Origin of the sequence: Roseobacter sp. OBYS 0001, from assembly GCF_019654895.1 — a bacterium.
Classification (GTDB): domain Bacteria; phylum Pseudomonadota; class Alphaproteobacteria; order Rhodobacterales; family Rhodobacteraceae; genus Roseobacter; species Roseobacter litoralis.
On the sequence record NZ_BPES01000002.1, the window covers coordinates 279,534 to 301,007 of the forward strand.

The window sequence follows — 21,474 nt, forward strand, 5'->3', positions numbered from 1 at the left end:
ATCATCCGAGCCCAACGCGCAAACAGTCGTGAATATGGATCAGCCCGATCAGTTTCTGTGGGACTTCTGGATCAACAACCAGCAGGCAGGTGATCTTTTTATCGTTCATGATGCCAACGGCTTGTTCGGCCAAGGCGTCGGGCGTGATCGTAATGGGCGATGGTGTCATGACGTTATGCGCCTCAAAGGACGCCAAGCCGTCCATATGCCGGCTGATATCGCCATTTGTGATAATGCCCTGCAGCCGCCCTTGCGGGTCAGATACGGCCACGACCCCAAACCCTTTCTGGCCGATTTCGCGCAACGCTTCGGACATGGGGGCGTTTCCTGATACGACCGGTACGGCGTCGCCTGTGTGCATAAGATCCGCGACTTTGCTCAACTGTGCGCCGAGCTTTCCCCCGGGGTGAAAATTTCTGAAGTGTTCTGGTGTGAACTGGCGGTGTTCCATCAATGCGACGGCCAGCGCATCCCCCAAGGCCAGCGTCATCGTCGTCGACGACGTCGGCACGATGCCGGTTCCGCAGGCTTCCTGCGCGCGGGGTAAAACCAATGCGACGTCAGATTGCCTCAGCAACGTGGACTCCGGGCGGCTTGCCACACCGATCATGGGGATCGCAAAGCGGCGCGTATATGCAATGACATCTGCCAGTTCCGGTGTTTCGCCGGAGTTGGACAGGACGATCACAACATCGCCCGCCCCCATCATCCCAAGATCGCCATGGCTTGCCTCGGCGGGATGTACGAAATGGGCAGGCGTGCCGGTACTGGCCAGAGTCGCGGCGATCTTGCGTGCGATATGGCCCGATTTGCCCATGCCACAGACGATAATGCGACCCGTGGCTGCAATCATCAGATCAACGGCCTTGGCAAAGCTGTCATCAATGCTTTGCTCAAGCTGTTGCAGGGCGTCTATTTCAATGCGGATCACACGGCGTGCGGTGTCTTGAAAAACCTGGCTCATGAGTGGGCAAAGATGTCCGTGTCGGGCCACCCCATCAAGTCCAGTTTTGCCCGCATTGGCAAAAAGTCAAAGCAGGCTTGCGCTGTTTCCATGCGGCCTTCGCGCGTCAGCATCGTGTTCAGGGCCTCACGCAATTGATGCAGATAAAGCACGTCTGATGCCGCATAGTCGATTTGCGCATCGGTCAGGGTGTCAGCACCCCAGTCGCTCGATTGTTGTTGTTTCGAGATGTCGATGTTCAAAAGCTCCTGCAGCAGTTTGGCCAGACCGTGACGATCTGTATAGGTGCGCACCAGACGACTGGCGATTTTCGTGCAGTAAACGGGGGCGGCTGTCGCGCCAAAAGCGTTCAGCATGGCGGCGATATCAAATCGCCCGAAATGAAACAGCTTGAGCACATTTGGGTCTTCCAGCAGTTTGCACAGGTTCGGCGCTTCTGTCTGGCCTTTAGCGATCTGGATCAGATGCGCTTTGCCATCCCCGCCTGACAGTTGCACGACACACAAGCGGTCGCGGTGCGGGTGCAGGCCCATTGTTTCGCAATCAATCGCGACCATCGGCCCAAGGTCGAGCCCATCCGGCAGATCATTCTTATACACTTTATGGGTCATGGGTTTCCTATATCCTGCTGGCCGTCGTCGGCATAGCCTGTTGGGTCGTTGGTGTTTCAATGCGCTGCGTGTTAGCGCCGGAAACGATACGGCACAAGCCTGCAGCATATGTGGGCTTTTATGGCTGCGCATTAAAGGGGAGACTGCGCAGGCGTTTCACCCTGATCGCAATTGTCTTTCGCGCCAAATGATCATTAACCCGCCCGCTGCAATAAGCAAAGCACCGGGGAAGAGTGTGTTCCAGGGTGTTTCGTCAAAGAAAACCCACCCCAGAACAAAGGCCATCGGTATGCCAAAGTAGCTGAACGGCGCGAGGTTGCTTTGTTCCGTCATGCGGTAGCTGGACACCAGAAACAAAACCGCCGTGCCCCCGAAACCGCCCATAGCAATGATCCAGCCCATGTCTGACCAACTGGCGATGGGCGTAAAACCGCCCCAGAACAATGCGATAATGGCTGATGTGACCAACGCGGTTGCTGCGGAATAGAGGCTGATCAAGGGGCTGGGCACGGTATCATCAAAAAGGCGCGAGGTGACGCCAACCAATGCATAAAGTGCTGCAGCCGCCAGTGGCAGCAGCGCGTAGGGGGTGAACGCATCTGTGCCCGGTTTCATAATCAGCATGACACCCACAAATCCGATGAGCACCGCACCCCACCTGACGGGTCCGACCTTTTCACCCAAAAGAGGCACGGCAAGCGCGGTCATGAACAGTGCGTTGGCATAGGTAATCGTCGAAGCGGTGGCAAAAGCCATCAATCCAAGGGACAGATAGAAACACATCTGGGCGAAGGTCACGATAAACCCCCGCATCAGCGCCAGCTTCCATTGTCTGATCTTCACCGGTTGCCCTGCGGCGCGCCACGTGGGGGACAGATACATGGCAATGATTGCCGGGATTAACCCAAATATATTGCGCCACGCAGAAAGCTCCATCGCGGAATATCTCTCAGAGAGCAGCTTGATCACCAGCCCCATGGCGTCGAAAAGCAGCAAAGCAATCAGGCTTAGACCGATGGCAAGCGCCGTTTTGTCTTTCGCTGGCATGTTGTGAAATCCTGCATTTCCGCCCGCACAGTAGAAGCGTCACGACTAGAGCGTCTGACGAAATACCTGAAACATCAAGCATCACGTAACGCGTTGAAATCTTTGATTTCAGGCAGCGCTATGTGATTCAGGTTTTTCGCATGACGCTTTAATGTCACGTATTTCCTGCAAATGCTGCCGCGATCACCCGGCGCTATTTTTCCGGGTCGACCCGTCCCCGCAGGGATTTGACCTCGCCACGTTGCTTTTTGGCTTTCAGTCGCCGCTTTTTCGACCCCAGTGTGGGTCTGGTTGCGATCCGCCGTTTGGGGGCCACCAGCGCCTTTTGAATGAGTTCCGACAATCGTTCGCGTACAATCTCCCGATTGCGGGCCTGACTGCGGGTTTCCTCGCATTGCAGGACCAGCGCACCGTCGGTTGTCCAGCGCCGCCCGGCAAGGCGTTTGAGGCGGGTTTTGACCGGTGCGGGCAAATTCGGCGAACGCGCGGCCTCAAACCGCAATTCAACGGCCGATGAAACCTTGTTGACGTTCTGCCCGCCCGGACCGGAGGAGCGCATGAAGCTCTCTGTCAGTTCCCAATCCTCAATGGTAATGTTGTCGCTGATTTTCATGATGACCTCAGGCAAGCCGCCCTGAAACGCTGACTGAATTGCCGGATGGATCTTTGGCGCATGGCGATCTCCGCTCAGGTGTTCACATGGATAGGCCTATCAAAAAGGGCCGCACTTTTACAGTGCGGCCCAATCGAATGGTTGCGGAGGTGGGATCGGTTAGACGATCACGTCCACCTTGTGGTCTGCCCGGTAAGGGCTGCCTTAGCAGGCGACCTCCAAAGCTGTTCCGACACCTCGCTCCAATACCTTTCTTGACACTGGATCACCTCCTTTACCTATCTGTTTCTGATATTAGAATCGTCGCATAGGTTCAGAAATTTGCCAAGCTTTTTTTCGTTAAAAATCTGTTACTGCGCGGCGGTCATCCGCGCAGTGATCATACGGAACGGCACCAGCGCCAGCAGCGCAAGGCTGAGTTTGACGCCCCAGTCCGCGATGGCAAGCGACACCCATAGCGGGGCCTGAGGGCCAAATCCAAGGATCGGCAGAACCTCGCCCGCCCAGGATACGTCATTGGCAGGTTCGATAAAGCTGAGGCTTGCAGAAAACGCGATGCTGAAAAATAAGGCAGTATCGACGGTGCTACCGATCAGCGTAGAGGCCAGCGGCGCGCGCCACCATGTCCCGCCGCGCAGTGCGGAAAAGATCGACACGTCCAACAACTGCGCCGTCAGGAACGCGATGCCGGACCCGATTGCGATCCGAAGCGTGACCAGCGGCCCATATTCGCCCATGATCTGCGTGCCGATCAGCGAACAGATGATCCCGACGACAAAGCCGGTGAACACAACGCGCCGGGCGGCCTGCGCGCCATAGACGCGGTTCATGATGTCGGTGATCAGAAAGGCGAGCGGGTAGGTGAAAGCCCCCCACGTCAGCCAATTCCCGAACAGGAACTGGACAAGAATATTGGAGGCAACAACGATGGCAGCCATGGCAATGATGCCGGGGAGGTGAGCGCGTGTCATGTGAATAATCCGTTTTGGCAAGGGTGCGGCACTTGGTCGGCAACCATCGCCGACGCCGCGTCTTTAGGCCTATTGCGGCTGCGTGGCAACCCTTTGCGTCAGAGCGTATTCGACAATTTCACCGCGCATGAAGGGATAGAAATTATCGTCAGACACCATGGTGAGCCTGAGGGTTCCGGCGTCGTCGCGCCAAACGGCAATCCCTTCGAGGTTGCCATGCGCCCCCAGTTTGGTTTGCAGAACAGTTTCGATATCCGTCACACCGTCTTCCTGCACCGTCATGGCCCGCACACGGCTGTAAAAGGCGAAGGGATACAGGCCGCGCTCAAGCACATAGAGCCGTCCATCGGGGCCAAAATCGGCACCAACCGGGGAGAATTCGTCCGTGACCGGAAGGGTAAAGGCCTGTTGCCACGCCTCCCCCGGTTTGCGTCGATAGACCAGTGCGGCCCATGCACCGGGGTGGACATGCTCTGGGATCGCGAACAGTGATCCACCGTCCTGAATGGCGAGCGCTTCGAGCCCGCCGTTTTGTTTCAATGCGCCCCATGCATGGGTGTAGGATGGCAGTTTCTCGGGCGTGTCCAGCGTCGGATAGGCGTGCACGCGGTGGGCGTGTTCAAAGGACACGAAAACCGAACCGGACGCCGCCCAGGCAACCCCCTCCGCATCCGTCTGCAGTGTTTCCCAGACACGACCGCGCGGGTCGACCAACACACGTTTCGTGTCGATCTCGATACCCGTCAGTTGCCCGCCCCTGCGCAGGAGCTTGCCGCGCGCCACATGCCCGCGGTCCGTAACAAAGACAAATTCCGCGCCATCCGGCGTCAGATCAATGCCGGACAGGCCGCCGATCCAATCTTCGTCGCGTGGAATGTCTGTCACTGACAATAGATGTGCGGATTGATCCGTTGGCGCGACTGGCTTGAACCAGAACCACGGCGCAAACGCCACAACGCCAATTACTGCGACTGTAAAACGTCGGCGCATTGTGCAGGCAAATCGGCAAGGCGAATGGGGGGTCTTGGCTTTCTAGGTTTCGCATTGGGGTTCGGTGGCGGCGGGTTCAGGATATTGTTCACCCACGCCTGCGCATCTGCGCATCCGTCCCCTGCGGGTGGCGGTGTTTGATCCACACAACCTGTCGATCCGCTGGGGCAGGCCAGACGCACGTGAAAATGGTAGTGATGGCCATACCACGGTCTGATTTTGCGCAACCATGACCGGTCACCTGTTGCAGTCTCACAAAGCTGAACCTTTGCGCCGGGAAAGATAAAGATACGTGCAACGCGCGGGTCCGATGCGGCGGCCTTGAGAATCTCGGCATGTTGCGGGGTCCAGTTGTCGTTGACAAAAGCCCCGGCGTTGCGCCGCAGCGAAATGGATGAGATGTTTTCGCGTTCCGCCACGCTCAGCGACAGATTTGTGGCGGGGCGCAGCCAGATGTCCGCGTCCAGACCAATCTGGTGACTGGCATGACCCGACAGCATGGGCCCCCCGCGCGGCTGGCTCAAATCCCCTACATAGAGACCATTCCATCCCGGTTGCTGCGCTGCTTTTCGGCTGAGGTCTTCGACAAAGCTCACGGTCTCGGGATGCGCCCAGTTTCGGTTGCGCGACAGGCGCATTGCCTGCCACGTCGGGCCGGTTTCGGCCAGTTGCGCTGCCCCTGCGACACAGCCTTTTGCGTAGCTGCCAAAGGGGGCGGCGGCGCTTTGCGAGGCTGCTGATTTCGCCCCAAACAGCTGTTTTGCAGGCTTGAGGCTGTCTTTGTGTCCGGAGGTTCCGATGGTTGCCAGCGGCGCGACCTGCGCGGGCGGCGCGCCTTGCTCGGAACAGGCCGACAGGCCAAATGCAAGCACGGATGTCAGGATAAGTTGTGCAGTCTTCATGCGTAATCCCCTTTGGGTTTGACCCATATGAGCAGGATCAGACCCAGAATGAAAAGCACGACAATCGGCGTGATCCCCATGCGCTGGCTTCCGGTGAGGTCTGATACAATTGCAATGGATGCAGGTGCAAGGAACGATGTTGCCTTGCCGGAAAGCGCGTATAAGCCAAAGGCTTCGGTCATTCGTTCCGGGTTGGCCTGATGGGTCATCATGGTACGGGACGATGACTGCAGTGCGCCGCCTGCCGCCCCGATGAGTGCGCCAGCAATATAAAACGCAATGTCCGGGATAGCAGAGCCTTCAGCCAGCCCAATTCCCAGAATTGACGTGGGCGTCAGCGACAAAATCAGCCCTGATGTCAGGATCAGGGTCACACAGCAGAAAACGATCACGGGCATTGGGCCGATGCGACGATCGATCCGGCCCCCGACCCAGCAAAAAACTGCGCCACTGATGGCCGCAAGAATGCCAAAAACGCCAATGTCCATGATGCTCCACCCGAGGACGCCCAACGCGTAAATGCCGCCAAATGTGTAGAGGCCATTCAGTGCGTCGCGGTAAAACATCGAAGACCCCAGATAGGCGAGCAAAGACGGCGTTTGTGGGAGTTTTGCAATGGTTTTCCACAAACCATTCAAGCCGATGCGAAGATGGTTTTTCTGTGCGCGTTTTGGCCCGGTGTCGCGGAAATGCAAAAAGAAGGGTATAATGAAGATCATAAACCACGCAGCGGTAAGGGGCCCGACGATGCGTGTATCTGCGCCTGTTTCGGGGTTCAGGCCAAACAATGGCGAAAGGCCAGCGAGCGTGCGCCCCGTCTCACCAGCCTGAAACAGCACAAGCATGATGACCAGCGCAACTACACCGCCAAGGTAGCCAAACGCCCATCCAGAGCCTGATATGCGACCGCGTTCGTCGCTATTTGGGTGAAGCTCGGGGAGGAAGGAGTTGGTGAAAATCGTGGCAAACTCCATGCCAATCAGACCAATACCGAAAAAGAACAGGGCCCAAAGGATCGAAAAATCCGCAGGCGCTGTCCACCACAAGCCAGCGGACCCAACGACGTAAAGCGTGCTGAACAGAACGATCCACGGCATGCGCCGCCCGCTGCCATCTGCGATTGAACCCAAAAGCGGCGCGAGTATTGCGATTGAGATCCCAGCCGCCGTCAAACCATAGCCCCAATAGGCCTGCGCCTGCGCGCGCGCCGCGTCGGCCGCCATGCCATCAGCGATCAATGTTTCGGTTGCCGTCTGCGCGAAATAGGGGCCGAAAATGAAGGTCAGCAACAGGGTGTTGTAGGGCTGGCTTGCCCAATCAAAGAAATACCAACCCCAAATGCGTTGACGCGTTGAACTCATCCAGCTGCCTGCTCTGCCTTGTTTCCTTAAGGTAGAACAGGCCCTTTGTGAGCAGGCAAGTAAAGGTTTTTTAAATCGCACCCTCTACGACAAGCGCAGCCTTGCCCTTTGTGCGCCGCTTGCTTAACTGGACAAGGCCCAACGAAAGGTATTCTGATGCAATCGATCTTTGAAATTCTGATGCTTCTGTTGAATGTTGTGTGGTTCCTTATCATCGCGCATGTGATCATGAGCTGGCTGATCAATTTTCAGGTGCTCAACACGCAGCAACCTCTCGTTGCGCAAATCTGGTACGGGCTGAACCGCTTGCTGGAACCGATCTACGGCCCTGTGCGTCGGATTTTACCGCAAATGGGTGGGATTGATCTGGCACCTCTGGCCGTGCTTTTGATCGTTGCCATCCTGCGCATTGTACTGGTCAACAACTACGCGCTCTTCATCTAGTTGTGGGCTGACGCCGGCATTTTTCACAAATGCGCAGGATAGCCCTTGTCCGCGATTCGTGACTGTGGGAGTCTGCCCCGCAAAGCAGAAATAAAGAACAGGATCGACATGACCGGCGCGCCCCAGATGCTTCGCGATGTCTTTGGGTTTGATGCATTTCGACCCGGGCAGGAAGAAATTGTCGATGCGGTGGTTGCTGGCGAAAACGTGCTGGCGATTATGCCAACGGGCGGTGGAAAATCGCTGTGTTTTCAATTGCCTGCACTGCTGCGCGATGGTGTCACCGTTGTGATTTCACCTCTCATCGCGCTGATGCGCGATCAGGTGCGGGCCCTGCAAGAAGCAGGCGTGGCCGCAGGGGCGCTGACGTCCGGCAATACGCCCGAGGAAACCGACGCGGTATTCGATGCGTTGGATCAAGGGAAACTCAAACTTTTGTACATGGCGCCCGAGCGTCTGGCGGCAGGGTCGGCGCTGGGCCTGCTACGGCGCATCGGTGTATCGCTCATTGCCGTAGACGAAGCGCATTGCGTGAGCCAATGGGGGCATGACTTCCGGCCCGACTATTTGCGCATTGGTGAACTGCGGCGCGCGTTGGCTGTGCCTTTGGCCGCCTTCACTGCGACAGCAGATGCGGAAACCCGCGCCGAAATTGTTCAGAAACTGTTTGATGACGGAAATCCGCAGATTTTTCTTGGCGGGTTTGATCGCCCGAATATTCATTTGTCTTTCGCGGCCAAGGATGGCCCTCGACGCCAGATTTTGGATTTTGCGGCAGCACGCCCCGGGCAGTCAGGCATTGTCTACTGTGGCACACGCGCAAAAACCGAAAGCCTGTCTGCGGCCCTGCGCGATGCGGGTCGCACCTCGTTGCACTATCACGGTGGTATGGAGGCGGAGGATCGCCGGATCGCGGAGCGCCGCTTTCAGCAAGAGGACGGGCTGATCGTTGTGGCGACGGTCGCTTTTGGCATGGGCATTGATAAACCGGATATCCGCTGGGTGGCGCATGCGGATCTGCCAAAGTCGATCGAGGCCTATTATCAGGAAATTGGCCGGGCCGGGCGCGATGGCGCACCGGCTGAAACGCTGACCCTCTTTGGACCGGATGATATCCGTCTAAGGCGCAACCAGATCGACGAAGGGCTGGCGCCCCCCGAACGCCGTACTGCGGATCATGCGCGGCTCAATGCGTTGCTGGGATTGGCCGAAGCGATGAAATGCCGTCGCGCGACGCTCTTGGGCTACTTTGGAGAGACCGAAATCACCTGCGGCAAATGCGATCTCTGCGATGCGCCGCCCGAAACATTTGATGGCACCGTTGCAGTGCGCAAGGCCCTGTCGGCCATCCTGCGCACAGAGGAATGGTTCGGGGCGGGGCATCTGATTGATATCTTGCTGGGCGTTTCAACCGACAAAGTCATGCAGCGCGGCCATAATTCGCTGCCTACTTTCGGCGTTGGTAAGGAATACGACAAGCGCCAGTGGCAAGCCGTTTTTCGGCAAATGATGGGGCATGATCTGGTGCGCCCGGACCCCGCGCGCCATGGTGCATTGAAGATGACGGATGCAGCGCTGCCGATCCTGCGCGATCAGGCGACGATTGAATTGCGGCGCGACAGTATCCGCAACGCAAGCACGCGGCGTCCGGCAGTGAAGTCCATGGTTGCCGAAGAAGACGCACCGCTGCTTTCCGCGCTCAAGGCCAAGCGTCGCGCGTTCGCTGAGAATGCCAAGGTCCCGGCATATATTATCTTTACCGACCGGACCCTGATTGAAATGGCTGAAAACCGACCCCGGACCCTCGATGATCTGGCAGGTATTGGCGGTGTGGGGGCCAAGAAGCTCGAACGCTACGGCGCGGCCTTTCTCGAAGTGATCAATGGCGAAGCGGAGCATATGCACCCGAACCGACGGAAACTGGCGGGTAAAACCGCAGGTACAGTCTACGACCGCCTTCTCGAAGTACAGGCCGGGTTGACGCGGGGCGAGGCGGGTCAGGACAAGCCGCTGAGTTGTTCCTCGTCGCAGTTGGCTAAACTCGCGCAGATGCACAACGCCGACGAAAAAGCGGTCGAGAGTTTACTGGGCGATCGCCGTGCAGAACGTTTTGGGTCGGCCTTTCTGGACGTCCTGCGAGAGGCGGGCTAGATACAGCAGCAGAGAGATTTCCGGGGGATGATGTATGTTGGTGGTGATTTCACCCGCTAAGCGGTTGGATTGGGCGGAACGGGACGTTTTGGTCACGCAACCTGACTTTCAGGACGATGCGGTGCGCCTTTCAAAAACAGCCCGCAACCTCAGCCTTGGAAAACTGAAATCATTGATGGGATTAAGCGATGATCTGGCGCGTCTTAACCGCGACCGGTTCAATGCGTTTTCGGAAGAGCCCGCGCCAGAGGCCACGCGACCCGCCGCTTTGGCGTTTGCGGGAGATACGTATCAGGGGTTGGAAGCGACAAGCCTAAATGAAGATGAACGCGCATGGGCGCAGGATCATCTGCGGATTTTGTCGGGTCTTTACGGGGTTTTGCGCCCTCTGGACGCCATTCAACCGTATCGGTTGGAAATGGGAAGCCGCCTGAAAACGCGACGCGGGTCGAACCTGTATGAGTACTGGCGCGATGACCTGTCCAAAGCACTGAATGCGCAGGCACAAAGCGTCGGGACGGATGTGCTTATCAACTGTGCAAGTCAGGAATATTTCGGTGCCGTTGCGCCCAAAGCCCTGAAGTTGCGGGTTATTACCCCGGCGTTCATGGAAGACAAAAATGACGGTAAAGGCCCGAAGATCGTCAGCTTTTTCGCCAAAAAGGCGCGTGGTGCCATGGCCCGCTTCGTGATCCAAAACCGCCTGTCTGACCCGGAGGCACTGACCAGTTTCGACACGGGCGGATACGTGTATCAGCCGGAGCAATCGACGCCGGACAAGCCTGTTTTCGTACGGCCCTATCCCGCTGCCTGATCCAATTCATCAGGGCAGGGATGATCGGCGTCGGCCGGACGGAAGTCCACGATCTTTCCAATGATTTCGTTCTTGCGCAGTGGCTTTGTCATATAGTGGTCAAGTCCCGCCTCTAGGATTTCCTTGTCATCGCCGCTCATCGCGTGGGCGGTCAATGCAATGATCGGCACATGGACATCCGTCCCTTTTTCCATGTCGCGGATCGCGCGGGTTGCCTCTTTGCCATCCAGACGTGGCATTGAGATATCCATGAAAATCAGATCGGGTTTGAACACCGGATAAGCATCGACAGCCTCTTGCCCGTCATTTGCAAATTGTAGCTCGATATCAAGGGCTTTGATCATTTTGCCAAAGACCAGCCTGTTGGTTTTATTATCCTCGGCTGCAAGGATACGCATTTTGCGTGGTGCTGTTGGTTCAACGGGTTGCGGTTCAGGCGGTGAGGCCGCCTTGCGATGTGAAAATACCGGTGGTGTCTTGGTTTTATCGGCGGTTTCAGGAATTTCCTCATGGTCCGCCACAGGTTTTACCGCTTCAAGCCAGCCAAACAAGTCACTGCGCAGATAGGGTCGCTGGGCAATAACGTCGACTTTGTCGCTCAGCGGGTCCTTGCTGGCATGCCCGTGGTTGCTGCTAAGCAAAACGATTTGCTGGGTATGACCGGCCAGCCGCGCTGTTTCAGCAAATTGTAACCCATTCATATCTGCCATGATGTGGTCAACGATTACGAGGTCGACCGAACTGTCGAGCATGGCAAGAGCGCTGGCTGCATCCTGACAGGCCGTGACCTTAAGGCCCAATTCCTCAAGGTGCCGCTGCAATATGTCGAGGTTCAGCGGGAAATCGTCGACCACAATGACATGTCGCAATGCGGGGTCCAAAACCGGATGCGTTAGCGTGACCGGGCCCGGCGGCTCGAGTGCGATTTCAAACCCAAAGCAGGAGCCAACGCCCTCTTCCGAGGTGAGCCAGATCTGCCCATCCATCATTTTTATCAGCTGTTTGGTGATCGCCAGACCCAGACCCGTACCATCAAATTGACGGTTGCGTTCACTTTCAACCTGATTGAACTCGCCAAAGACGTGGTCGATCATGTCCTCCGGAATGCCAATGCCGGTATCTTCCACCCTGACCTGCACAATCACCTTTCCAGTGGCCTCGTCAGGTTTACCCGACACGCGCACAGTAACGGACCCCTCGGTCGTGAATTTGACCGCATTGCCGAGCAGATTTGTGAGAATCTGGCGCAGGCGGCCAGGATCGCCAATGAAATCAGAGGTAAGGAGCAAGGAATAATCGACACAGAGCAAGATACCCTTGTCGCGCGCGATGGACTGCAGCAGCCTTAGCACCTCATGGATGGATTTTTCGAGGTTAAACGGCTCTGGGTGCAGTTGAAGTTTTTCTGCCTCAATCTTTGAGTAATCCAGCACGTCGTTGATGATAACAAGCAGCGCCTCACCAGAGTTCTTGATGGTGTCTACATATAGCCTTTGCTCTTCGCTCAGCGGGGTTTCGGTCAAAACATCCGCCATGCCCACCACGCCGTTCATCGGCGTTCTGATTTCATGGCTCATATTGGCGAGGAAGGCCGATTTCGCGCGGCTTGCCGCCTCTGCGCTGGCGCGGGCTGCTTTTAGTTGTTCTTCGTATTGCACAGCCGCGGTGATGTTGATGCCGAGTGAGATGATGTCACCGTCAGGTCCCCGACGATCAATCATCCTGATATACTCGTTATTCCACAGCTTGATAATGACGGCTTCGGGCTCGGCGGATTGAACGCGTTCAATCATTTTCTGCCGCCACTCTGCCGGTTGCATATCGCCAATATTGACGATGCCCTCTTCCGTCAAAAACTGCAGCACGGTGACATAGCTCACGCCGGGCTGCATGTCTTCGAGCCCGTCAAAGACAGCAAGATACGAGTTATTTGCCATGATGAGTTCTAAGTCAGGTGAGTAGAACGCGAATCCGTCATTTATCGTTTCAATGGACTGCCACAGCCTGCGTTCAACGCGCTCGATCTGTTTATGCGCCGCAGAAAGGTCTGATTTGACCCGTTTGTTTTCATCCCGCACATTGGCGACTTCGGCGCGTGTTTCGACGATTTCATTCGACAGCTGACGCGCATGAAGCCCCAGTTTCCGGTTCGCAGCGAAAAGCTCGGCCTGCTTGAGTTCAAGCAGCCGCTCCGCAGCAAGTCTGCTACGCCTTTCCTGGGCCAGTTTATTGGCAATGCTCATTCAGATATTCGCATGGATTAACAACACCGATCTGTGCTGCAAACTGCCGCTTTTGGGTGAATATCTGTTTAACCGGACGCGATAACCGTCAATTCACGCCTTAACGACGCCCTTCGCGCAGCCACGCGGCGGTTATCAGACCGGCAGAAAGCAACAGAACCAGCCACCCCGGCAGGATGGCGGTCTGGCGCACATCGCGGGTTTCATATGCGTTGCGCGGGGTCAGACCGATCCAGCCGCGCCCGGCGGCTGGTCGCCCTTCGCGTACATCACGCAGTCGGGGCAGCCCGTCTTCCAGCATCACCGTGCCACCGCGCAGCCCCGCGAGAACTGGTGCCAGAATATCCGGCGTCGCTATGGTTTGCTCAAACTCGCGCGGTGCAGCGGGGCCAAGGCCGATGACGGCCATCTGATCGCCATTCTCTAGTCGGTAAAGGCCGATTTCCGGACCGTCGAAAACGGTCTCAAAAACGCCGGGGCTGGATTGTAGCAGGGGCAATTCGGTGACGTTCCCCAAGGGATCAGTGATCACGACAGGCGGCACGGATTCTTGCAAGGTACGGCGCAAAATGCGCATGGTTTGGCCCGTGGCTTCGGCGGTGAGCGCTTCTTCTTCGAGTTCGGGTTCACGCATCATCCAATGCGCGAGCCTGCGCAAAAGCTCCAATTGCGGCCCGCCGCCTTCATACCCGCGGTTCCACAGCCATGCATGATCCGAGGCCAACAAGGCAACGCGCCCCTCACCAACGCGATCAAGCACGAGCAAAGGTCTGTCCCCAGCGCCGGTCATGACGACATTGCCTTTTGGGTCGGTGATGTCGATATGGCGCAACCATCGGCCCCAATCGCCGCCACCGGGCAGGTCGGTCGACACGGGGTGGCGGTTGCCGATTTCCGTCACGGTGGGTCGAAACGGCTGATCAAGGACGCGGGCGGTCGGGGACGCGGGCAGAACTGGCCCCAAAGGCGAGCGATAGATGCTATCCGCGCCCGCAAAATCAGGGCCCGCCGCAACCAGAACGGCACCACCCTGCCGGATGTAATTGGCGACATTGTCGAGATAAAGCGCGGGTAAAATGCCCCGGCGTTTGTAGCGGTCAAAGATGATCAGATCAAAATCGTCGATCTTTTCCAAAAACAATTCGCGTGTGGGGAAAGCGATCAGGGACAATTCGCTGACCGGCACGCCGTCCTGCTTTTCCGGAGGACGCAGGATCGTGAAATGCACCAGATCCACGGAACTGTCGGATTTCAACAGGTTGCGCCATGTGCGCCCGCCGGGGTGTGGTTCACCCGAGACGAGCAGCACGCGCAGCCGGTCGCGCACGCCATTCATCTGGATCAGGGCTTTGTTGTTACGATCGGTCAATTCGCCGTCAGCCTCTGGCACGGTGAATTCGATCACATTGCGCCCGCCGTGGGGCAAGGTCACGGGCAGGTCGATGTCCTGACCCAAAGGCACCTGAAATTCCTGCGGTTCCGCCCCATCGACCGAGATCAGCAAGGGCGCTGTGGAGGCTTCAGCCGGGCCATTCCCCATGTCCTCGATACGCAGGGTCAGGGTGACAGGTTCACCGATGATCGCAAAGGCGGGTGCGTTTTTGATGCTGAGCCGACGGTCCCAGTCGGTGCTTTTACCCGTCATCAGCAGATGCATCGGCGCGGGCAGGTTTACCGGCAAGTCCGCGTCATGCACACGACCATCCGATACGGCGATGATGCCTGCCACACGGCTGCGCGGTTCTTCGGCGAGGGCCTTGGACAGCGCCGTCATAAGCTGTGTGCCCGCATCCCCATCGCCATCAGCGACGGTTATCCGCCGCACTTCGGTATTGCTGCGTGCCGCTATGCTGTCCGCCAGTTCATCGGCAGCGCTTTGTGTTTGCGCGGCGCGGTCCGACAGGTTCTGACTGGCACTTTCATCTTCGAGCAGCAGCACGATGTCGCTAAGTTCTGCGCGGTCCTCTTGCTGGTAACTCGGGCCTGTCAGCGCCGCGACGACGACGAGAGCCGCAAGACCGCGCAGGGCCCAACCGCTCAGCCCGCGCAGGGCGGCAAAAACCACACCCGCCATTGCAAGGACCGCAATCGTCACCAAAAGCGTCCATGGGATCAGCGGGTCAAAAATCATCTGTCCGGTCATTGGCCCAACCTGTCCAGCAGCGCGGGTACATGCACCTGATCTGACTTATAATTGCCGGTCAGCACATGCATCACGAGGTTCACGCCAAAGCGGTAGGCCAGTTCCCGTTGCCGTTCGCCAGTAAACCCGCGCCCAATTGGCACCAGCGGCGCGCCGTTCTCCGCCATCGCCCAGGCCGCTGCCCAGTCGTTGCCACCGATCACAACCGGCGTCACGCCGTCATTGAGGTTGCGAAACGGCATGCCTTCGATTTGTTCGGCATCCGGGGGGGCCGCTTCGACCCAGACATCGCGGCTGGTGTGGCGTCCCGGATAGTCCTGCAACAGGTAGAAGGTGCGGGTCAGGACATGATCCGCAGGCAGAGGTTCCAAAGGCGGTATATCGAGCGGGGCGGCCAGATCGCGCAGTTTGCGACCGTTCGGGCTGGCCGCACCGAACCGTGCGATATCTGCGTCTTTGGTATCAAACAGGATCAACCCACCTGAGCGCAGATAGGCGTTCAGCTTGGCGTAGGCCTCTGACGAGGGGCGGGGCTGATCCACCGTGATCGGCCAATAGAGTATCGGGAAAAACGCCAGCTCATCGCGTTCAAGGTCAACACCGACGGGGCTTGCAGGTTCGACCGAGGTGCGGAACGTCAATGTTTGCGACAACCCGAACAGCCCGGCGCGCGACAAATCATCTACGCGCGCATCGCTGGTGATCACATAGGCGAGCACCATCTCTTCGGTCGATTGCAGGGCAAATTCGTCAAGCTCAGTACTTTGTGCGGCGCTTTGCGAGGGCATGGCGAGTGGTACGCCCAAGGCGATGACGATGGCCGCCGTGCGACCGGCCGCGCCTGTCAGACGCCCCGTCAGCGCGAGCGACGCAATCACATCGGCAATGAGGGTCAGCAGCGCAAGGCTTAGCAGCAAACCCGCGATGGGTTGTTCGGGTGGCACGAAAAACCCGCGCACGGGAATGCGCGCAGGCCAGACGGCGGGTTCCAGCAGGGTTTCATCCGTCACAACGTTGCGCGCGAGGCGACGATCACCGGAGGCATAGATGCCCGGCTGCATCTCAGGGCTGGGCGGGGCTTTGACAAGGTCAGGGCCGGGCACACCGGGCAGATTACCCGCGTCGGAGAGTGTTCCAAATCCATCCATAACCTGTTCTGGTGTCCATGTTGTGCCGTCCAATTGGGTCGCATCAGGGCGCGTGCCCGAGGACGCAACGGCCAGACGTTCCAGCATCTGCACAAACAGACCCGAAAGCGGCAACGTAGACCAATCCGCCGTGGCCGTCACGTGAAAGAGCACAATCTGTCCCTGCTCACGGGTCTTGCGCGTCACCAGCGGCGTACCATCCGTCAGTTCGGCAATCACGCGTTCGGCGAGTGTCGGGTCAGGTTGGGCCATGATCTGGCTTGTGACCTGAACATCACCGGGGATGGGCAGGCCAAAGAACGGTGAGTTTTCGCGGAACGGGGCCAGGGTCTTGGGCTCGCCCCAACTCATGGCACCGCCGACGGTCCGACCTCCGGTGCGCAGCCGCACGGGCATCAGCGGGTCTTCGTCCACGCGGCTGACATCACTTGCGGCGACGCGCGGGCCGGCAAAGCGCACCAGCATACCGCCCTGATCCAGCCATTCGCCCAAGTCCTCCGCCTCGCCACCTGACAGGGTGGCGATGTCGGCAAGGATGATCACATCCGGGTTGGCGGGCAGGATATCGGACAGGCTGCCCTTGATCAGATCAGCGCTGGGCGCGAGCGCCTGTTCGAGATAATGCAGCGGGGATAAAAGCTCCAACCCCTCGCGGTCCTCGCGCCCGGCGATCAGGGCAATCTCACGGCGGCGCAGCGCATCATCCGCCAAGGTCGTTGCCCCGGCAGAACGCTGGCCCTGAATATCAAACCGCGTGATCCGCGCGCGCAGCTCAGCGGGCAGCGTCAATGCGGTGTCCGCGGTTGTTTCCCCGGCCTGAAAGGTGGCGGTTGCCGTGGCGAGTAATGTCGCATTGCCCACCGGATCACGGCCCTGCACCTGCAATGCGACTTCACGTTCTGGCCCGGGCGCGGCGCGCAATGCTGTCAATAGAATAGCGCCGTCTTCAAAGTCCGCAGGCGCAAGGGCGACGACATTGGCGGCGGTCTGATATACATCGACCGCGCCTTTCGCCTCAAACGCGGCGAGTGCCTCATCGCGACCCGGATAGTCGAGCCCGTCACTGAACCACAGCGTGTCGAAGGCACCGGTTTCGTTCAAAGATGAGGTCGCCTCTGCGATGCGGGCTGTATCAGGTTGCCATCCGGAGGGCGTAAATCCCGGTAAACGGCTGCGCCATGTATCAGCGGCCTGAAAAACGGGGGCTTCGGGTCTGGCCAGATCAAGGAATGCAACCGGGCGTGACGCACGGCTGGCGCGGCTCAACTGCGCATCAATAGCCTCTATCTGCTCGTCCCAGCGGGTCGCACCGGCCCAGCTGCCATCCAGTACAATCATCAGCGGGCCACTGCCATCGGCCTGATCCTCATTCGGGTTCAGGATGGGTCCTGCAAGGCCCAGTATGATTGCCGCGACCGCCAGTATCCGCAGCAATAGCAGCCACCACGGCGTGCGGTCAGACACGCTTTCATCGTCCTGCAAACCCAAGAGCAAGGCAACGCCGGGAAACATGCGTTTGATCGGTGCTGGCGGGATCGCGCGCAGGATGAGCCAGAGTATCGGCAAGGCCAGAAGCGCCAGCAAAAGCCATGGTGCGGTAAATCCGATGCCACCCAGAACAGTCATCGAAAGCCACCTGTATCCAGCGCAGAATAAAGCCACAGCAACGCAGATTGCGCAGACATATTCGTGTGATGCTGCCCGTATTGCCAGCCGGTCACCGCACAGAGGTGCTGCAATTCGGCTTTGCGGGCGGCCAGTCGGTCCAGATAGCGCGTGCGCAAGTCGTTGGCTTTGAGCGTTTCATGGCTGATCGTGCCGCCGACGCTTTCGAAAATGGTACGACCTGAGAAGGGGAATTCCTCTTCGGAGGGATCAAGCACATGCAACAGCACCCCGCGCACCCCACGGTCGGCGGCTTTGGTCAGGGCCAGTTTCACCTCTGACACGTCGCCCATGAAATCGGAAATAAACACGGCACGCGCTGACGGGATCATCGCGCGGTGTTCGGGCGGCGCATAATCGTCCTCTGCATCCTTGGTGAACATATCTGCGAGCCGCAGTATCTGGGCATTTCCGCGCCGTGGTGGCAACGTCGTGCCAGTCAGGCCGACCCGTTCACCCCCGCGTACCAGCAGGATCGCGATGGCCAGTGCCAACACCCGCGCGCGGTCCGCTTTTTGCGGCACGTCGCTGGTGCTGGAAAACCGCATGGATGCGCCCTGATCCACCCAAAGCATGACCGATTGCGCAATTTGCCATTCGCGTTCTCGGACGAACTGCGTGTCGCCCATCGCGGAGCGGCGGTGATCAATCAGGCGGCGGCTGTCTCCGGGTTGCGCGGGGCGGTATTGCCAAAAGTCGTCTCCCATGCCTGCGCGACGCCGACCGTGATCGCCCAGCAGAACGGCGCCCGCCAGATGCTCAGCCCGGGCGAGCAAGGCAGGCAGCATCGCGGCCTGCGTTTCGGCAGTCGCGCGCAGCGCGGTTGGTCGCGCGTCCTGCGGCAGGGAAGACAAGGGACTCACGCGGCGGCCTTTGTCCCGGAAAGTGTCACCGCAGTGCTTTCAATCAGATCCGTCAGGCTGTCCCCGCGCGCCCGTGCTGCGAAATTCAGCGCCATACGGTGGCTGAGAACGGGCCGGGCCATATCAATCACGTCTTCGGCGGAGGGTGCAAGCCGCCCTTCCAGCAGGGCCTTGGCACGTACCGTCAGCATCAGCGCCTGTGCCGCGCGCGGGCCGGGGCCCCATGCCACGGTCTCACGCACCTGCTGGCTCGCGGTTTCTTCTTCGGGGCGGAAGGCCCGCACCAGATCAAGGATCATCTCAACCACGCTTTCGCCCACCGGCATACGGCGCAGCAGCCGTTGCGCAGCCAGCAACGCGTCTGCGGAAAAGACTTCGGTTGAGGCTTCTTCGACCTCCCCGGTGGTTGCCAGTAGAATGTCACGTTCCGTGTCGCGGTCCGGATAGGCCACGTCGATCTGCACAAGGAAACGGTCAAGCTGCGCTTCGGGCAACGGATAGGTGCCTTCCTGCTCAATGGGGTTTTGTGTGGCCAAGACGTGGAATGGCACGCCAAGGCTGCGGTTTTCGCCGGCAACGGTCACTGTTTTTTCCTGCATCGCCTGCAACAGGGCGGATTGCGTCCGCGGCGAGGCGCGGTTGATTTCATCCGCCATCAGCAGCTGGCAAAAGATCGGCCCTTCGATGAAGCGGAACGCGCGGCTGCCGTCGGAGGCTGTATCCAGCACTTCGGAGCCGAGGATATCCGCAGGCATCAGGTCGGGCGTGAACTGTACGCGGTTGCCATGCAGCCCCATCACGGTCGACAACGTCTCAACCAGACGTGTCTTGCCCAGCCCCGGCAAACCGATCAGCAGGCCATGCCCACCGCAAAGCAGCGCGGTCAGCGTCAGCTCAACCACACGTTCCTGACCGATAAAGCGTTTGGTGATCGATGACTTGGCCTCAGCCAGTTTCTCGCCCAGTGCTTCGATCTCGGCGACCAAATCCTCTGCTTCGCTCATGACAATCCGCTCCGTTGGGTTATATGCTTCACTGTAAATCTATGGCGCTCTAATGAAATGGCAAAAGCAATGAGTGGACAAAAAACCGTTACCCCATCGGCAGAGGGCCTTGCAGCGTCAATAAATGCAGCAAAAACACGCGGCTTACCGCCCGTTCATTTGTGGGATCCGCCGTTTTGTGGCGATCTGGACATGCGAATTGCCCGCGATGGCACGTGGTTTTACGAGGGAACGCCGATCGGCAGGCCCGGTTTGGTCAAATTGTTTTCATCGATTCTCAAAAAAGAAGGTGAAGATTACTTTCTCGTCACCCCGGTGGAAAAGGTCGGGATCACGGTGGACGATGCGCCCTTTGTCGCCGTTGATTTCGAAGCGCGCGGCACCGGCAAAGATCAGGTGTTGAAATTCTTCACCCATGTGGATGACAGCGCCGTGGCCAGCGCTGATCTGCCCATCCGCGTTGAACGCGATCCCGAAACCGGCGAACCGTCGCCCTATATCAGGGTGCGCAGTAATCTGGACGCGTTGATTGACCGCAAGAGCTTTTACCGGCTGGTTGATCTTGGCGCGCATCATGACGGCTGGTTCGGCCTGTGGTCGTCCGGAGCTTTCTTTCCGGTGATCCCCAGCGCGGATTTGCCGTGACGTTGGCATTTTAAGGGCTTTCCGCTTGGGTCTTGAGGTCGCGATTGATAGCGTGATCCGAAGGGGAGAACGATCATGCCGAAACTTGCCGCCAACCTGAGCACCCTTTGGGCTGAGTTGCCCTATCTTGACCGATTTGAAGCGGCGCAGGCGGCAGGGTTTGAGGGCGTCGCGGTGCCGCTTCCCTACGAAATGCCTGCCAAAGAGACGCAACGCGCCGCCCTGCGATCGGGACTTCCAGTGGTGCATATCTGCGCACCGCCCCCCAACTACACGGGTGGAGATCGTGGATTCGCCGCCGTGCCGGGCCTGGAAAAGCGGTTTGAATATGATCTGCGCCGCGCGCTGCGCTATTGTGAGGCGCTGCGGGTGCCAGTGCTGCACATCATGGCGGGTGTCGCCTCTGGCGCGGCAGCGCGCCAAACGCTTGTGGCAAACCTGCGCCATGCCTGTGACGCAGCACCCGACGGGATCACGCTGACGCTGGAACCCAAGGCACAAGCCGATGCGTTTCTATCCGATTTTGAGGTCACGGCGGGGGTGATCCATGATGTTGGTGCGCCCAACCTTGGTTTGCAGTTTCACAGCCAACACGCCGCAGCCCTAGGCGGTGATGCCGTGTCGGTGTTCGAGACCTATGCCGACCTCGTACGGCATATCCAACTGGCGGATACTGAAGGCGCCGCGCCCGGCACCGGTGCGATTGATTTTGGAGCTTTCGCGGAGGCGATCAGCTGTGCGCAATATGCCGGGTGGCTGGTTGCCGATTACACCGTTGATGGGCGCACCGAAGAACATCTGGACTGGATGGCCCTGTTTCAGACCTAGAGCGTGTGACGAAATGCCTGAAACATCAAGTATCACGTAACGCTTTGAAATAATTGATTTCAGGCAG

The 21,474-nt window shown here is 58.6% G+C and carries 18 protein-coding genes; 5 read left to right on the forward strand and 13 right to left on the reverse strand.

Translation table 11 applies throughout. From position 1 onward, the window contains the following. Nucleotide 1: 1 nt before the first annotated feature. From K5Q35_RS06860 to K5Q35_RS06895, 8 genes are all read right to left on the reverse strand, one after another. Complete coding sequence (locus K5Q35_RS06860; RefSeq protein ID WP_220798986.1) at nt 2-964, reverse strand: SIS domain-containing protein; 963 nt, start codon at nt 962-964, stop codon at nt 2-4. Further along, entirely contained in the window at nt 961-1,575 is a 615-nt protein-coding gene (locus tag K5Q35_RS06865; RefSeq protein WP_013964005.1) for a ribonuclease D, read from the reverse strand. Before K5Q35_RS06865 ends, K5Q35_RS06860 begins: the two co-directional genes overlap by 4 nt. A 156-nt stretch (nt 1,576-1,731) precedes the next feature. Beyond that, nucleotides 1,732-2,622 (reverse strand): DMT family transporter, encoded by an 891-nt coding sequence (locus tag K5Q35_RS06870; protein ID WP_220798987.1) that lies wholly within the window; start codon nt 2,620-2,622, stop codon nt 1,732-1,734. A gap of 193 nt (nt 2,623-2,815) precedes the next feature. Continuing rightward, nucleotides 2,816-3,235, reverse strand: coding sequence for an alternative ribosome rescue aminoacyl-tRNA hydrolase ArfB (gene arfB, locus K5Q35_RS06875; protein ID WP_013964007.1), 420 nt, complete (start codon nt 3,233-3,235; stop codon nt 2,816-2,818). 350 nt (nt 3,236-3,585) lie between these two features. Next, nucleotides 3,586-4,206, reverse strand: a complete 621-nt coding sequence (locus K5Q35_RS06880) for a queuosine precursor transporter (protein ID WP_220798988.1) — start codon at nt 4,204-4,206, stop codon at nt 3,586-3,588. 69 nt (nt 4,207-4,275) lie between these two features. Continuing rightward, nucleotides 4,276-5,196, reverse strand: a complete 921-nt coding sequence (locus K5Q35_RS06885) for an esterase-like activity of phytase family protein (RefSeq protein WP_220798989.1) — start codon at nt 5,194-5,196, stop codon at nt 4,276-4,278. Next, a complete protein-coding gene (gene mepA, locus K5Q35_RS06890) occupies nt 5,169-6,098 on the reverse strand; it encodes a penicillin-insensitive murein endopeptidase (protein WP_220798990.1) in 930 nt (309 codons plus the stop codon). The genes K5Q35_RS06885 and mepA overlap by 28 nt, the downstream gene beginning before the upstream one ends. Then, nucleotides 6,095-7,459: an MFS transporter gene (locus K5Q35_RS06895; protein ID WP_220798991.1), complete on the reverse strand. Its 1,365-nt coding sequence runs from the start codon at nt 7,457-7,459 to the stop codon at nt 6,095-6,097. Before K5Q35_RS06895 ends, mepA begins: the two co-directional genes overlap by 4 nt. A gap of 156 nt (nt 7,460-7,615) precedes the next feature. Between K5Q35_RS06895 and K5Q35_RS06900 the strand changes: the two genes are divergently transcribed. From K5Q35_RS06900 to yaaA, 3 genes are all read left to right on the forward strand, one after another. After that, entirely contained in the window at nt 7,616-7,903 is a 288-nt protein-coding gene (locus tag K5Q35_RS06900) for a YggT family protein (protein ID WP_220798992.1), read from the forward strand. A gap of 108 nt (nt 7,904-8,011) precedes the next feature. Further along, a complete protein-coding gene (recQ, locus tag K5Q35_RS06905) occupies nt 8,012-10,054 on the forward strand; it encodes a DNA helicase RecQ (RefSeq protein ID WP_013964013.1) in 2,043 nt (680 codons plus the stop codon). Between the two features lie 34 nt (nt 10,055-10,088). Then, nucleotides 10,089-10,868: a peroxide stress protein YaaA gene (gene yaaA / locus K5Q35_RS06910; RefSeq protein ID WP_220798993.1), complete on the forward strand. Its 780-nt coding sequence runs from the start codon at nt 10,089-10,091 to the stop codon at nt 10,866-10,868. On the opposite strand, the gene K5Q35_RS06915 is transcribed toward yaaA, so the two are convergent. The 5 genes from K5Q35_RS06915 to K5Q35_RS06935 form a co-directional block, all read right to left on the reverse strand. Beyond that, nucleotides 10,853-13,111, reverse strand: coding sequence for a response regulator (locus tag K5Q35_RS06915; RefSeq protein ID WP_220798994.1), 2,259 nt, complete (start codon nt 13,109-13,111; stop codon nt 10,853-10,855). The two genes, yaaA and K5Q35_RS06915, sit on opposite strands and share 16 nt — an antisense overlap. A gap of 100 nt (nt 13,112-13,211) precedes the next feature. Continuing rightward, nucleotides 13,212-15,254, reverse strand: coding sequence for a hypothetical protein (locus tag K5Q35_RS06920; protein WP_220798995.1), 2,043 nt, complete (start codon nt 15,252-15,254; stop codon nt 13,212-13,214). Further along, the gene (locus tag K5Q35_RS06925; RefSeq protein ID WP_220798996.1) at nt 15,251-18,028 is read right to left on the reverse strand and encodes a DUF4159 domain-containing protein; all 2,778 of its coding nucleotides are present in this window, start codon (nt 18,026-18,028) and stop codon (nt 15,251-15,253) included. Before K5Q35_RS06925 ends, K5Q35_RS06920 begins: the two co-directional genes overlap by 4 nt. Next, complete coding sequence (locus tag K5Q35_RS06930) at nt 18,025-18,855, reverse strand: DUF58 domain-containing protein (RefSeq protein WP_220799140.1); 831 nt, start codon at nt 18,853-18,855, stop codon at nt 18,025-18,027. Before K5Q35_RS06930 ends, K5Q35_RS06925 begins: the two co-directional genes overlap by 4 nt. Nucleotides 18,856-18,926: 71 nt before the next feature. Next, entirely contained in the window at nt 18,927-19,934 is a 1,008-nt protein-coding gene (locus K5Q35_RS06935) for a MoxR family ATPase (RefSeq protein WP_220798997.1), read from the reverse strand. A 69-nt stretch (nt 19,935-20,003) separates the two neighbouring features. On the opposite strand from K5Q35_RS06935, the gene K5Q35_RS06940 reads away from it, so the two are divergent. Beyond that, a complete protein-coding gene (locus K5Q35_RS06940; RefSeq protein ID WP_220798998.1) occupies nt 20,004-20,579 on the forward strand; it encodes a DUF1285 domain-containing protein in 576 nt (191 codons plus the stop codon). A 75-nt stretch (nt 20,580-20,654) separates the two neighbouring features. Further along, on the forward strand, nt 20,655-21,407 hold the full coding sequence (locus tag K5Q35_RS06945) for a hydroxypyruvate isomerase family protein (protein WP_220798999.1): 753 nt from the start codon (nt 20,655-20,657) through the stop codon (nt 21,405-21,407). Nucleotides 21,408-21,474 lie beyond the last annotated feature (67 nt).

Bases quoted from the DNA above. Each gene is read 5' to 3' on its own strand.
- K5Q35_RS06880 (WP_220798988.1), bottom strand. From the start codon at position 4,206: ATGACACGCGCTCACCTCCCCGGCATCATTGCCATGGCTGCCATCGTT.
- K5Q35_RS06895 (WP_220798991.1), bottom strand. From the start codon at position 7,459: ATGAGTTCAACGCGTCAACGCATTTGGGGTTGGTATTTCTTTGATTGG.
- recQ (WP_013964013.1), top strand. From the start codon at position 8,012: ATGACCGGCGCGCCCCAGATGCTTCGCGATGTCTTTGGGTTTGATGCA.
- K5Q35_RS06885 (WP_220798989.1), bottom strand. From the start codon at position 5,196: ATGCGCCGACGTTTTACAGTCGCAGTAATTGGCGTTGTGGCGTTTGCG.
- K5Q35_RS06940 (WP_220798998.1), top strand. From the start codon at position 20,004: ATGAGTGGACAAAAAACCGTTACCCCATCGGCAGAGGGCCTTGCAGCG.
- yaaA (WP_220798993.1), top strand. From the start codon at position 10,089: ATGTTGGTGGTGATTTCACCCGCTAAGCGGTTGGATTGGGCGGAACGG.
- K5Q35_RS06925 (WP_220798996.1), bottom strand. From the start codon at position 18,028: ATGACTGTTCTGGGTGGCATCGGATTTACCGCACCATGGCTTTTGCTG.
- K5Q35_RS06865 (WP_013964005.1), bottom strand. From the start codon at position 1,575: ATGACCCATAAAGTGTATAAGAATGATCTGCCGGATGGGCTCGACCTT.
- mepA (WP_220798990.1), bottom strand. From the start codon at position 6,098: ATGAAGACTGCACAACTTATCCTGACATCCGTGCTTGCATTTGGCCTG.
- arfB (WP_013964007.1), bottom strand. From the start codon at position 3,235: ATGAAAATCAGCGACAACATTACCATTGAGGATTGGGAACTGACAGAG.
- K5Q35_RS06930 (WP_220799140.1), bottom strand. From the start codon at position 18,855: ATGCTGCCTGCCTTGCTCGCCCGGGCTGAGCATCTGGCGGGCGCCGTT.
- K5Q35_RS06915 (WP_220798994.1), bottom strand. From the start codon at position 13,111: ATGAGCATTGCCAATAAACTGGCCCAGGAAAGGCGTAGCAGACTTGCT.
- K5Q35_RS06920 (WP_220798995.1), bottom strand. From the start codon at position 15,254: ATGACCGGACAGATGATTTTTGACCCGCTGATCCCATGGACGCTTTTG.
- K5Q35_RS06870 (WP_220798987.1), bottom strand. From the start codon at position 2,622: ATGCCAGCGAAAGACAAAACGGCGCTTGCCATCGGTCTAAGCCTGATT.
- K5Q35_RS06935 (WP_220798997.1), bottom strand. From the start codon at position 19,934: ATGAGCGAAGCAGAGGATTTGGTCGCCGAGATCGAAGCACTGGGCGAG.
- K5Q35_RS06945 (WP_220798999.1), top strand. From the start codon at position 20,655: ATGCCGAAACTTGCCGCCAACCTGAGCACCCTTTGGGCTGAGTTGCCC.
- K5Q35_RS06900 (WP_220798992.1), top strand. From the start codon at position 7,616: ATGCAATCGATCTTTGAAATTCTGATGCTTCTGTTGAATGTTGTGTGG.
- K5Q35_RS06860 (WP_220798986.1), bottom strand. From the start codon at position 964: ATGAGCCAGGTTTTTCAAGACACCGCACGCCGTGTGATCCGCATTGAA.